Below are 12,595 nucleotides of genomic sequence, written 5' to 3' on the forward strand. Positions count from 1 at the left end.
GACGGGCTGGGAAGAGCTGGGTGGTGTGTTCAGTTCGCCTCCGGCTGTCGTGTCGTGGGGGTCCGGCCGGTTGGACATCTTCGGGCTGGGCATGGACAAGCAGATGTTCCACAAGGCGTGGGACGGTTCGAATTGGTTGCCGTCCAGGACGGGCTGGGAAGAGCTGGGTGGTGTGTTCAGTTCGCCTCCGGCTGTCGTGTCGTGGGGGTCCGGCCGGTTGGACATCTTCGGGCTGGGCATGGACGACCAGATGTTCCACAAGGCGTGGGACGGTTCGAATTGGTTGCCGTCGAGGACGGATTGGGAGCCGTTGGGCGGTGCGTTCAGTTCGCCTCCGGCTGTCGTGTCGTGGGGGTCCGGCCGGCTGGACATCTTCGGCCTCGGCATGGACAAGCAGATGTTCCACAAGGCGTGGGACGGTTCGAATTGGTTGCCGTCGAGGACGGATTGGGAGCCGCTGGGCGGTGCGTTCAGTTCGCCTCCAGCCGTCGCGTCGTGGGGATCAGACCGGCTGGACATCTTCGGCCTCGGCATGGACAAGCAGATGTTCCACAAGGCGTGGGACGGTTCCAACTGGCTGCCGTCCAGGACGGACTGGGAAGAGCTCGGCGGTGTCTTCTCGTCCGCTGCCGGTGGCATGTTGGTCTGACGTTCACCTCCCCAAGTCCCTACTCGGACGCAGCGAGGACCCCACACATCGTGTGGGGTCCTTTCGTCCTACCACCCCGGTCGGGGTCGTTCACGTCCCCAGGACCACCAGGCCCGTCGGGGTGGTCAGGCTGCCCGGCGTCACCGATGTGAAGGTGTGGGGCAGGGACAGGCGGGGGTGGCCGGTGGCCGGGGCCGCGTCGAAGAGGTAGGCCGCCGCGGCCGTGGTGTCGCTGACCAGGTGGGGGCCGTCCGCGGCGGGCGTGGCTCCGGTGAGCGGGGTACGGAAGAGGCGGCGCAGGTGGCGCAGGGTCTCCGGGGTGACCGGGGCCCGCATCGGCCGGGGCTGCGCGGGCGGGGACGGGGGCTCCGCGGCGGGGGAGTCCGCCGCGGCCGGGGCGTCCGGCGGGATCGCGCCGGACAGGAGCAGGGCGAGGAGGACCGGGACGGCCTTGCGGCGCAGGGCCTCGGTGGCCGCGCGCAGGCGGTGGGCATGGCTCGCGGGCAGGGAGAGCGCGAGGCTGCCGGCGGCGTCGCCGGTGGCGATCGGGACCGCCGAGCAGACGACCCCCGGGGAGTATTCGAGCAGGTCGAAGACGGGCGCGCCCGGGGCCACCGCGTCCAGGGCGGTGAACAGGGCCCGGCTGTCGGTGATGGTCTGCGGGGTGAGCCGGGCGGGCCGGTGCCGGGCCACATGATCGGCTCGGCGGTCGTGGTCGAGCTGGGTCAGCAGGCACTTGCCCACCGCGCTGGCGTGGGCGGCCGCCCGGAAATCGACCCACTCCCGGACCGGCGGGGTCGCGGGCCCGTCGGCCATCTGCGTGATCCGGACCTCGCCCTCGGCGTACCGGCTCAGGTACACCGCGGCGCCCGCGCTGTCCCGGGCCAGGGCCAGGGTGCGCTGGAGCTGGCTCGCCAGGCCGTGGCCGCCGGGGGTGGCGAGCCGGTCCAGGGCGGGCCCGCTCGCGTACACCGCCACGCCGGGGCAGTACGCGTACTCCTCCTCGCACAGCATCGACAGCAGGGGCCGCAGCTCCCCTTCGGCGAGGCCCGACTCCCGCGCGAGCTGGGCGGCCCGCACCCCCAGCGGGTGCTGCTCCAGGACGCGTACGACGGTCAGCGCGCGCCGGGCCTCCGCCAGGGCCTCGCTCGTCCCGTCCTGGACGACGGTCCCGCGGGCCGCCGCCGTCAGCGCGGGGTGGCGCAGCGGTCCGGCGGCCGGGCGGCCGGAGCGCTGCGCCACCGCCGCCTCGACCGATACCGAGGTCGATACCGAGGTCGATACCGAGGTCGAGGTCGAGGTCGATACCGAGGCCGCCGCCGTGACCGTGACGGTGACGGGCGGCGGCAGGAACGCGGCCAGCACCCCGGACAGCCCGGGCCGCGGCAGCGGCACCGGCCCCAGATCGGGATCCTCGAGCTGGTCGAGGTAGCGCAGCACGGCCGCCTGCGCGCACAGCCGGACCTCCCGCAGGTCCCGCCGGCCGCCCGGCCGGAACCCGCGGCGGCCGAGCTCGCGCGCCCAGTGCCGGGCGTCGTGGTGCTCACCGCGCCGGGAGTGGTCGAGGAAGAGGCAGTAGGCGGCCGCGGCGGTCCGCGGGCTCCCGGAACCGGCGGCGAACTGCCACCAGAAGCGGGCCCCTTCGCGCAGCCCGGCGAGGTACAGCAGACAGCCGAAGACGGCGGCGCCGGCCATGTCGGTGTGCCCGCCGGTGAGGAAGGAGTCGAGGTGCGCCCCGGCCTTCGGCGCGCACACGGAGGCCAGGCAGGTGGCCTTGAGGTCGCGCCGGGCCCGTTCGGCGTCGAGCGGGCAGTCCCGGGCGGGGTCGCTCCAGCCGTAGGCCGACCGCCGCCGGGCGCGGTGACCGGCGGCGGGGGAGTGCGGTGTGGCGCGCAGCAGGCGGGCCTCGGCGGCGCCGAGGTCGTAGTGCCGGTAGCGGTCGCGGACGCCCGCCCGGGCGAGGAACTCGGCCAGGGAGCGGGGGGTCGCGTCGCCGCCCTGCTGCTGCCGGCGTTCGTACCGGCTCATGACTCGGCCGATTCTGCTGATTCGGTCGATTCGTCCGACTCCGCGGACGTGTCGAGCAGGCGGGCGAGCCGCCGGTGGGCCTGGCCGAGGTAGGAGCGGACCGTGGCCTCGTCGACGCCCATCACGGCGGCGGCCTCGCCGGGGGTGCACTGGAGTCCGTACCGCAGGAGGACGGCGTCACGCTGCCGTTCGGCGAGCCGGGAGACGGCGGAGTAGAAGCGGATGGTGTCGGTCAGCACCTCGTACTGGTCGGCGTGGGCCTCCTTGAGGGCGGCCTCGAAGGCGCTGATGTCCATCGGCTCGGGCTGCTGCTGCCAGGGGTGGCGCCGGCGCTGCCGCTCGGCCAGGCAGTGCTTGAGTATGGTCCAGGCGTAGGCGTCCAGGCGGTCCATGGGGAGCATCCGCAGCCACTCGCCCATGATCGAGTCGAAGGCGGCGTCCACCGCCTCCTCCGCGGCCGCGTCGGAACCCAGCTGCAGATACGCGAAGCGCATGTACGCGGGCCGCCGATTGGCGTGGAAGGCCCAGTACGACAGGCGCGCCGTCGGATCCCACTGGCTCATGGGAGTCGGCCGTCGGCGCCGGCTCGGCAGTCCCACGGCCCCACCGGACTCCTCCGGTCCGCCATCGCTCACCGTTCCACCTCATCCCCTGTGCGCTGGAACAGGAAAGCAGCGCGGGCGCACTCGGAGGGCGCAGAGAGGAAACCTGGAGACATTCCGTCGGTGGTGATCGACTCGTGATCGATGTCGATCGTCCGGGGGTCCAGCCGGTACGTATGCATATGCCCGCTGCCGGTGCCCTCGGCCGCCGTTCGGGGGCGCCGCCGTCCGGCTGTACCATGGGCCCGATCGCGAGGGCCGTGACGGAGAGGTCACTGCCCTCGCTTTTGCGTTACGCCCACCCATGAACAAATGCGGCGCGTGGCCTTTCGGCGGTTCGATACGATGAACCGTATTCACACTCCGTCACGTCACGTTGTACCGCACATAGGAAATGGAGCATCCGAGGATGGCTCGACACCTGATCACCAGCGCGCTTCCGTACATCAACGGGATCAAGCACCTGGGCAACATGGTCGGGTCGATGCTTCCGGCGGATGTGTACTCCCGGTACCTCCGCCAGCGCGGCCACGACGTCCTCTACATCTGCGCCACCGACGAGCACGGCACCCCCGCCGAACTCGCCGCCAAGGAGGCCGGCCTCTCCGTCTCCGAGTTCTGCGCGCAGGCCCACGACGCCCAGAAGGCGGTCTACGACGGCTTCGAGCTGTCCTTCGACTACTTCGGCCGCAGCTCTTCCCAGCAGAACCGCGAGATCACCCAGCACTTCGCGCGCCAGCTCCAGAAGAACGGCTTCATCGAGGAGCGGGCGATCCGGCAGGTCTACTCGCCGGTCGACGAGCGCTTCCTGCCGGACCGCTACGTCGAGGGCACCTGCCCGCACTGCGGCTACGACAAGGCCCGCGGCGACCAGTGCGAGAACTGCACCCGCGTCCTGGACCCCACGGACCTGATCGAGCCCCGCTCGGCCATCTCCGGCTCCACCGACCTGGAGGTCCGCGAGACCAAGCACCTCTTCCTGCTGCAGTCCAAGCTCCAGCACGAGGTCGAGGCCTGGGTCTCCGAGCACGAGGAGGAGTGGCCGCAGCTGGCTTCCTCCATCGCCCGCAAGTGGCTGACCGAGGGCCTGCACGACCGCGCCATCACCCGCGACCTCGACTGGGGCGTCCCGGTCCCGGCCGACACCTGGCCGGAGCTGGCCGCCGACGGCAAGGTCTTCTACGTCTGGTTCGACGCCCCGATCGAGTACATCGGCTCCACCAAGGAGTGGTCGGACCTGGACCCGGAGAACCGCGACTACAAGTCGTGGTGGTACGAGGCCGAGGACGTCCGCTACACCCAGTTCATGGCCAAGGACAACGTCCCGTTCCACACGGTGATGTTCCCCGCCACCGAGCTGGCCACCCGCGAGCCGTGGAAGAAGGTCGACTACGTCAAGGCCTTCAACTGGCTGACGTACTACGGCGGCAAGTTCTCCACCTCGCAGAAGCGCGGTGTCTTCACGGACCAGGCGCTGGAGATCCTCCCGGCCGACTTCTGGCGCTACTTCCTCATCGCCAACGCACCCGAGTCCGACGACTCGTCCTTCACGTGGGAGCACTTCACCGCCACGGTCAACAAGGACCTCGGCGGCACCCTCGGCAACTTCGTCAACCGCGTACTGACCTTCTCCCGCAAGAAGTTCGGCGACGAGGTCCCCGCCGGCAGCCCCGCCGGCGAGGTCGAGGCCAAGCTGGGCGAGCAGATCGCCGAGCTGCTGGCCGAGTACGAGGGCCACATGGAGTCCCTCCAGTACCGCAAGGCGGCGGCCGCGCTGCGCGCCCTGTGGTCGGCCGGCAACGCCTACCTGGACGAGAAGGCCCCCTGGCTGGAGGTCAAGACCGACCTGGAGGGCGCGGCGCTCACCCTGCGCACCGCGATGAACCTGATCCACCTCTACTCGGTGGTCTCCGAGCCATTCATCCCGGCCTCGGCGCGCGCCATGCGCTCCTCCTTCGAGCTCGCCGACGACACGGCCACGTGGGTCACCCCGGAGCAGGCCAAGGCACTGGACGCGGTCCCGGCCGGTACGCCGTTCACCGTGCCGCCGGTGCTCTTCGCGCGGGTCACCGAGGAGGACCTGGAGTCCTACCGCGAGCGTTTCGGCGGCAACCCGGAGGCCTGAGCCTTCGAGTGAGAACTCCGTGAGGGGCGCGACCGGTCCAGGTCGCGCCCCTTCCGCGTACCCGCCGGCGGGGCCGGCATCGGCATGGCGAGCGTGGCGTGGCCGGAGCTGGAGGGGGTCTTCAGCTGCCGGTGCGTACGAAGGTCCGTACGGCGGTGTCGAAGTAGCCGCGGGCCTCGTCGGTCCGGCCCACCGGTGCGGACACCCACACGTCGTACAGCCGGCCGCCCTCCTCCCAGCACATGTCACGGGTGTGCCGGGGGCCCTCGGCCGCCGAGAAGCCGTCCCAGGTGAACCGCCAGAGGGCCGCCTGCCGGTCGTCGTGGGTGGTGGCCACGACCTCGGCGTCGCGGTAACCGGGGTTGCTCTCCGGCCCCTTGGCGTGGGCGCGCTGGTGGACGGCGAGCGGTCCGCCGGATTCCGGATCCGAGACCTTGATGCCGATGCGGAAGGTCTCACCGGGCGACATGTAGAAGATCCGCGAACCCTCGACCTTGCGCGTGAAGCCGGTGGGGACGGCGAGCGAGAAGCCCGCCGGGTCGTTCACGATGCGGTAGCCGGCGGGGGCGGGCTTGTTGTCGGCGGAGGGGGCGGCCGCCGGCGGCGCCGACGGGGACGCCGTCCCCGTCCGCCCACCGGGGGCCGTGGGAGTGGGGGTGCGCGCCGGGGCGGGCGCGGAGTTGCCCACGTCCGTGGCCGCGGTCCGGGTGCCGGCCGCACCGCTCGTGGACGCCTGCCCTCCGCGTTCGTCCTCGTTCATGAGCAGCGCGGCGGCGGACAGGCCGCCCCCGGCGATCGCGGCCGCCAGCAGGCCGGCGATGAGCGCGGCCCGCGGCCGCCGCTTCCCGGAGGCGGCGGCGACGGTGGGCGGGGACGGCGGCGTGGGTGCGGGTGCGGGCGTGGGTACGGGCGTGGGCGTGGGTACGGGCCCGGCTGCGCGGGTCGGCTCCGACCCGGCCGGCCTGGTCACGCTGCGCTGCGTCGGCGTGTACGACGGCGCGGTGTCCACGTAGGCCCGCAGCATGTCCTCCGCCTGCGCCGCGCCCAGCCGCTTGGCCGGATCACGCTCCAGCAGACCCCGCACCACGGGCAGCAGCGCGCCGCACGCGGCGGGCGGCCGGACCTCGTCGAAGACCACCGCGTGCAGCACCCCGCCGAGGGAGTCCCGCCGGAAGGGCGACGCGCCGCTGACGGCCGCGCACAGCAGGGCGCCCAGCGACCACAGGTCGGACTCGGGCCCCACCGGCGTCTCGGCGGACATCCGTTCGGGCGCGGTGTACTCGGGGGAACCGACGAACGCCCCGGTCGAGCTCAGCGTCGTCGCGCCCGCCACCTGCGCGATGCCGAAGTCCGTGAGCACGGCCCGGCCCCCCGGCGCCTCCAGCAGCACGTTCGCCGGCTTGATGTCCCGGTGCAGCACACCGGCCGCGTGCGCCGTACGCAGGGCGCCGAGCAGCGCGATCCCGATCCGGGCGCCCTCGACGAGGTCCACCGGACCGGTGCGGGAGAGCCGGTCGGCGAGGGAGCCGCCCTCGACCAACTCCATCACGATGTAAGGGCGTTGGCGATCCTCGACGATGTCGTGCACCACGATGATGTGAGGGTGCTTGAGCTGCGCGGCCGCGCGCGCCTCGCGGAGCGTGCGCTCACGTTGCAGCCGGGCCTCGTCCCCGGACAGCGCCGGGTCGAGCGCCACCTCCTTGACGGCGACGTTGCGGCCGAGCAGCTGGTCGGTGGCGCGCCACACGATGCCCATGCCGCCGCGTCCGAGCTTGGCATCCAGCCGATACCGCCCGGCGATCAGACGGGCGTTCTCCCCCTCGGTCCCCATGGCGACATCATGCCGCATCTCGCGACGTCCGCCGCGTGTCGAAGGCGGCCCTTGATCGTTTCTCCAGAGGTAGGCCTTACATCTGCTCCGGAGATTCGGGAGGACGCGCGGTGACCGCTTGGCAGTACTTCGCCGGTGCGGGTCTGGTGGCGGCGCTCTGCCCGCTGCACGGCCATGTGGCGGTTGCGGGCGACGGCCACGGCCCCGGCCGCGGAGCGCGCGTCGACCTGTGCGTGCCGGGCGGGCAGCCGCAGCGGCCCGCCGTACGGCCTTCCGCGCGGCCCTCGGTCCGGGCGGCCCTGCCCGGCGACGACCGGCCGACCGTGCACCACCCGGGGCGGACCCCCGAGCCGCCCGCCGCCCCGCGGGGGCCGCGGCGGCCCGGGCAGCCGGAGCCGCCGGGTCCGGCTGCCCCGGCTGGGCCGGCTGGGCCGTCGGCGGAGGCCCGGGCCGGGGACGCGGAGCCGCCGCCGCCCGCGCCGGGTCCCGGGGGCGAGGACGGTGCGGCGCCGGCCGAAGCTTCGGCTCCGCCCCGGCCCAGGGCCGCCGCCGCGCACGTGAGCGCCTTTCACGTGCGTCCGTACCGCTCCGTGGCCCTGAAGCGGCGCGGCCCGGGCGGGATGTCCACCGTGATGCTCATGGTCGTCGTCACCACTCCGGCCGTACTGGCCGCCGCCGCCCTGCGCCCGCGTTCCAAGAGCCGCGGCTGACCGCCGCGCGCGCGTACGTACGGCCCGTACACAGGCCGTACAAGGCCCGTCCATCGAGTCATCCACCGATCCGTCCACCGATCCACACCGGGAGAATCCACGTGTCCGAATGGCTGGTCCTGGCCATCGCCATGGCGCTCGTCTGCGCCGTCGTCCTCGCCATCACCGCGATCCGGCACCGCCGGGCCGCCGACGACGAGGACACCAGCGAAACCCCCGATGTCATCGAGTACATGACGATGATGGTGGGCGTGGTCTACGCGATCGTGCTGGGCCTGGCCATCGCGGGCGTCTGGGAGGCGCGCGGCGCCGCCGAGGACAGCGTGCGCCGCGAGGCCCAGGCGCTGTACGAGGTCACCCAGCGCGCCGACGTCTACCCGGCCCCGGTCCGCGACCGGATCCGCGGCGAGGTGGACGCGTACGTCGCCCACACGGTCGCGGTGGACTGGCCGCGGATGACCTCCGGGGAGACCGCCTCGGCCGAGGGGGCCCAACTGCTCGGCAAGCTGCGCACCGACGTCACCCACCAGAGCCCGGCCACCGAGCTCCAGGCGCAGGCCTACCAGCCGCTGCTGGACCACATCGCCGCCGCCGACGACGCCCGCCACTCGCGGACGCAGAGCTCCGAGTCCACGCTGCCGGCCGTGGTGTGGCTGGGGCTCGTCGTCGGCGGGGTGGTGACCGTCGGGCTGATCTTCACCCTGCAGATCCGCCGCTCCGGGCGGGAGCTGCTGCTGGCGGGGCTGTTCAGCGCCCTGATCGTGTTCCTGCTCTTCATGGTGTGGAGCTTCGACGCCCCGTACGGGAGGGGCGGGATCGACTCGGCGGGCCCGTTCCAGGACCTGTTCCCGGCGACGGCGATGGCCGCCGCCGACTAGCGCTGTGACAGGACGGGGCCCAGCCCGCCAGGACCCGCCAGGACCGAAGGGGTCCTAGACGGACACCCGCTGCCGGACCGCCTGCACCACCGGGGAGTGCCGCAGGGCGTGCGAGATCCGCAGGAGGTCCCGGGGCCCGTCGGCGGTGTCGAGCAGGGGCTCCGCCTCGTCCCCGATGATCTTGCCCTCGGGGTCCGCGGAGCGGGCCCGCACGGCGGCCGCGACCATGGCGGCGTCGGCGACCGCACGGGCGGTCTCCGCGTCGGCCCCCTCGGCGACGGCGCTCTCGTAGGCGCCGTCGCGCAGGCCCTTGTCGAAGTACGGGCCCAAGTGCAGGAAGCCGTCGTGGATGTCCGACTCCCGCTGGATCACCCGCAGCTCACCCGCGGTCCACCAGGCCATCTGCACGGAGGGCGTGCCGCTGGGTGCGGAGATCTGCACCTCCTGCCAGAGGGTGCCGAGCCGGCGGTACGTGGCCCAGGTCTGCCAGTGGTCCGAGAACCGCTGGCAGACGAGCGGGACCACGAAGCCCATCGCGCTGACCAGCGCGCCCACGGCGGCGAGCGGCGGGGCCACGTAGGTGCTCAGGTCGTCGAGGTTGTGGCCGAACCAGCGGGCGGTGACCGCGGACATCTTCGTCGCGTCGTAGGCGAGGTTGAAGATGTAGCCCGCGACGATGATCATCAGGCCGATCCGCAGCCAGCCGCGCACCTGCATGGACCAGCGCCAGCACAGGACGACCATCACCACCGCGGCCACGTGGTGCGCCAGCAGGTAGAGGGCGATCATCGGGCCGATGTACGGGGTGTTCGCGTAGTAGGTGTCGAAGTCGCGCAGCCGCTCGACCGGCGTCTCGCCGAGCGCGAAGAGCACGACCAGCACCACGATCACGGCGCCGTAGCCGATGATCCAGCGCTGCGAGACGCGAAGGGTCTGATCGGGCGGCCCGCCGCGCCAGTTGACCATGAGGACCAGGCAGGACGCGCTGAAGGCCGTGAGCAGGCAGTACACCAGCGGGGCGGAGACGTTGACGATCCCCGTCCAGCGGTTGACCGCCGCGATGGTCGGGGGAGCGGCGAAGGTGAACACCGCTCCCGCCAGGGTCAGCAGGGCCACGACCGAGCGCAGGAGCGGGTCGCGCCAGTTGTGCCGAAGGGCCGGCAGCTTGAAGGCGAGTGAGATCGCCATCGCGGCCGCCGGTATGTAGTAGTCCTCGCCGTTCAACGGTCGTTCCTGTGCCCCCGGTAGCCCAGCGAGGCCTCGATCCGGCCCGCCAGTTGGTCGCGCTGGGCCGGAGGGCGATGGTTCGCCGATCCGGCCAGCCAGGTCCGGCACCGGCTGCCCAGCAGTAAACCGAAGGTCTCGGCTTCGGTCTCCTCCTGGACGTCGGCGCGCGTGCGTGCGGCGACGCGGCGGACCGCCTCGCCGATGTCGGCCTCGTCGGAGAGCAGCCGCGCGGCGACGGCGGCGCCGTCGACGTGGTGGCTGCAGTGGCCGGCCTTCATGTGCCACAGCTCGTGGCCCAGGATCACCAGTTGGTGGTCCGGCGCGGTGCGTTCCTCGATGACCACGAGATCGCGGTCCGCCATGTCGAGCCACAGTCCGCTCGCCGTCCGCGGAGGGAACGAGGCCATCCGGAAGTCCACCCGGCGGCCGCGGTGCCTGCTCATGCCCTCGCAGAGGGCAGCGTAGAGGTCCATGGGTTCCGCGGGTGCGGTCAGCCGGATGCCGGCCACCAGCTCCCCGCACAACCGCCGCTGCTCTCTGCCTATGCTCACCGTTCTCCCCGTCGGCGCGGATCCGGATCAGGACTCAAGGATCAGACCCAGACTTTCGACTGGGTCAGGATTCATTCGGTTTGACGCTTTCGAGGAGCATGTCCAGCCATTCGGTCACCTTGTCCCGGTGCTTGTCGCTGGGCAGTTGGGCGGCGCGCCAGGCGATGCCCCGTACGCCGTGGTTCTGGAGAAGTCTTGCCAGCGGATCGCCCGCCGATGCGGCCGAGGCCGGTACGGTTTCCCGCGCGCGGCCCGCGAAGTCCTGGAGCAGCTGTTGCTCGGTCCGCTGGAGCGCGTCGGTGAGGGCGTCGGAGTCATGGGCCGTCAGGAAACCGGCGTGTACCCCGAAGAAGCGCTGGATCGCGTCGCAGTGCTCCATCGTAGGGCGGCGGTCGCCGTTGATCAGGGCCCCGGCCTGCTGGCGGGACATTCCCGCGCCGTCGGCGATCTCCTGCTGCGTGTAGCGGCGGCCGTTGGATTTGACGCGGGTGCGGCGGAGCAGATCGAGCCGTTGGAGGAAGCGGGTCTGCAGATCGGGTTCGCCGGCCGGCCTGCCCTCCAGCAGGGTCCTGATCACGTCCGTGGGCACGCCCGAGGCCTCCGAGAGCCGCCGCAGGTCGAAGACCTGGTTCGGGTCGCGGCCCATCTTGCCCGCGAGTTCGGCGACACGCGTGATGGTGGCTGCCAGGGGTGCGTTGGCTACCGCGACGGGAGCCGGGAAGCCGTCTGTCACCAGTGGTTCTCCTAGATCGCGCGAAGTCGGTACGGCACATGGTCGGCTTCTGGAATCTAGCCGCTCTCGCCCAGAAGGGCTAGAACGTGCCACAGCTGTGGCGGGAATGAGCTGTCAAGAGGCTGGAATTGCCACAATAGTTGACACTCGAATGAAGTCGGTAGCAGGATCGCCACACGGAATTGAAGATCCATACCGGAGGAGGGGGAGCTCTCGGTGCTACATCTCGCAGCGGTGGGCCCGTCCGATGGCCTCGCCCGAGCCGGTGAGGAACGCCTGGCGGGCGAGGAGTCCGCACGTGGCGCCGTACGGTCGGAGCGACGCAAGGAGATTTTGCGCCAGCGCCGCGAGGAGCTGGGCCTGAGCCAGGAGGACCTCGCGGCACGCCTGCGCATCAGCGTGCGTGCCTATGGAAACTGGGAACGCGGCCTGGTCAAGGAGTGGACGGACCGCAAACTGCTCGCCCTGGCCGAGGCCTTGGAGATGAGCGAGCGGCAGTGCTTCTGGCTGTTCCGCGTCATGGTCGACCGCGACCCGCCGCCCACCTGGCGGGCCGCCGAGGACAGCCGGCTGCCCGAAGACCCCGCCCAGCGCGACTACTTGTGCGACTACGCGGCCCTGATGGAGTCCATGCCCTACCCGAGCTTCCTGGTGGACCACCGCTGGGACGTCGCGCTCACCAACTCGGCCTTCGACACGCTCTTCCAGTCCGTACGGCCGCACCCGACGGCCCTGCCGGACGACAACTTCCTGCGCTTCGTGCTGTTCCACCCGGACGCGGCGGGCGTGCTGGAGGACCACGAACCCGGCTGGTGCGTGCCGCTGCTGGCACAGTTCGCGACCGCGCTGGCCGCGGCCCCGGAGGACGAGGGGCTGCGCAGCATCCGCCAGGAGGTGGCCCGTGACCCGTTCATGGAGGCCGCCTACCGGTACGGGGTGCCGCACTGGCTGAGCATGCGGGGGGCCGACGCCGCCGAGCAGGACGGGGCGGTGCGCAGCGTGCGCCACCCGGACCCGCAGTGGGGGCTGGTGCGCTGCCGGATGGTGGCCGAAAGCAGCCGGATGCTGGACGAGATGGGCCTGACCCGGATCACCCTGATCCTCTCGGCGCCGCTGGGCGCGCCGGTGGGTCCCGTACCGGGCCGCGGCGGATCCCTGCACCAGCAGGGCGCCAGGCTGCGCGCCGTGCCGTCGCTGGGGGAGTGACCCGCCGGGGGAGACTGGTGCCGGCAGGAGCGTGCCGCGGATCCCGTGTCACCGA

At 72.1% G+C, this 12,595-nt stretch carries 10 protein-coding genes and 1 pseudogene; 5 read left to right on the plus strand and 6 right to left on the minus strand.

The features are described from left to right. On the plus strand, window positions 1-649 hold a 649-nt coding region (locus ACZ45T_RS27060; RefSeq protein WP_468445650.1), incomplete at its 5' end, for a PLL family lectin. Window positions 650-1,069: 420 nt separating this feature from the next. On the opposite strand, the pseudogene ACZ45T_RS27065 reads toward ACZ45T_RS27060, so the two are convergent. Together ACZ45T_RS27065 and ACZ45T_RS27070 are read right to left on the minus strand one after the other, a co-directional pair. After that, window positions 1,070-1,789: pseudogene (locus tag ACZ45T_RS27065) on the minus strand (IclR family transcriptional regulator domain-containing protein); the annotation flags it as partial. A gap of 884 nt (window positions 1,790-2,673) precedes the next feature. Beyond that, on the minus strand, window positions 2,674-3,276 hold the full coding sequence (locus ACZ45T_RS27070) for a sigma-70 family RNA polymerase sigma factor (protein ID WP_468445652.1): 603 nt from the start codon (window positions 3,274-3,276) through the stop codon (window positions 2,674-2,676). A gap of 412 nt (window positions 3,277-3,688) precedes the next feature. Here ACZ45T_RS27070 and metG point away from each other — a divergent pair, with 412 nt between their 5' ends. Further along, complete coding sequence (gene metG / locus ACZ45T_RS27075; RefSeq protein ID WP_468445654.1) at window positions 3,689-5,404, plus strand: methionine--tRNA ligase; 1,716 nt, start codon at window positions 3,689-3,691, stop codon at window positions 5,402-5,404. Window positions 5,405-5,525: 121 nt separating this feature from the next. On the opposite strand, the gene ACZ45T_RS27080 is transcribed toward metG, so the two are convergent. After that, the gene (locus tag ACZ45T_RS27080; protein WP_468445656.1) at window positions 5,526-7,235 is read right to left on the minus strand and encodes a serine/threonine-protein kinase; all 1,710 of its coding nucleotides are present in this window, start codon (window positions 7,233-7,235) and stop codon (window positions 5,526-5,528) included. Window positions 7,236-7,345: 110 nt separating this feature from the next. Here ACZ45T_RS27080 and ACZ45T_RS27085 point away from each other — a divergent pair, with 110 nt between their 5' ends. Both ACZ45T_RS27085 and ACZ45T_RS27090 read left to right on the plus strand, forming a co-directional pair. Continuing rightward, the gene (locus ACZ45T_RS27085) at window positions 7,346-7,945 is read left to right on the plus strand and encodes a hypothetical protein (protein ID WP_468445658.1); all 600 of its coding nucleotides are present in this window, start codon (window positions 7,346-7,348) and stop codon (window positions 7,943-7,945) included. 101 nt (window positions 7,946-8,046) lie between these two features. Continuing rightward, window positions 8,047-8,823 carry a bestrophin-like domain gene (locus ACZ45T_RS27090; RefSeq protein WP_468445660.1) on the plus strand — a complete coding sequence of 259 codons (777 nt, stop codon included), beginning with the start codon at window positions 8,047-8,049 and terminating at the stop codon, window positions 8,821-8,823. 54 nt (window positions 8,824-8,877) lie between these two features. On the opposite strand, the gene ACZ45T_RS27095 is transcribed toward ACZ45T_RS27090, so the two are convergent. From ACZ45T_RS27095 to ACZ45T_RS27105, 3 genes are all read right to left on the minus strand, one after another. Next, on the minus strand, window positions 8,878-10,047 hold the full coding sequence (locus ACZ45T_RS27095; protein ID WP_468445662.1) for an MAB_1171c family putative transporter: 1,170 nt from the start codon (window positions 10,045-10,047) through the stop codon (window positions 8,878-8,880). Further along, a complete protein-coding gene (locus ACZ45T_RS27100) occupies window positions 10,044-10,523 on the minus strand; it encodes a toxin-antitoxin system, toxin component (RefSeq protein WP_392056609.1) in 480 nt (159 codons plus the stop codon). The genes ACZ45T_RS27095 and ACZ45T_RS27100 overlap by 4 nt, the downstream gene beginning before the upstream one ends. Before the next feature lie 142 nt (window positions 10,524-10,665). Next, on the minus strand, window positions 10,666-11,334 hold the full coding sequence (locus ACZ45T_RS27105) for a helix-turn-helix domain-containing protein (protein WP_468445664.1): 669 nt from the start codon (window positions 11,332-11,334) through the stop codon (window positions 10,666-10,668). Between the two features lie 216 nt (window positions 11,335-11,550). On the opposite strand from ACZ45T_RS27105, the gene ACZ45T_RS27110 reads away from it, so the two are divergent. Next, window positions 11,551-12,540, plus strand: coding sequence for a helix-turn-helix domain-containing protein (locus ACZ45T_RS27110; protein WP_468445666.1), 990 nt, complete (start codon window positions 11,551-11,553; stop codon window positions 12,538-12,540). Window positions 12,541-12,595: the final 55 nt, after the last annotated feature.

The sequence above is a fragment of the Streptomyces sp. NPDC030995 genome, assembly GCF_055571215.1.

What these genes read in the sequence shown, in the direction of transcription:
- ACZ45T_RS27100 (WP_392056609.1), bottom strand. Translation starts at nt 10,523, where the DNA reads ATGGACCTCTACGCTGCCCTCTGCGAGGGCATGAGCAGGCACCGCGGC.
- ACZ45T_RS27080 (WP_468445656.1), bottom strand. Translation starts at nt 7,235, where the DNA reads ATGGGGACCGAGGGGGAGAACGCCCGTCTGATCGCCGGGCGGTATCGG.
- metG (WP_468445654.1), top strand. Translation starts at nt 3,689, where the DNA reads ATGGCTCGACACCTGATCACCAGCGCGCTTCCGTACATCAACGGGATC.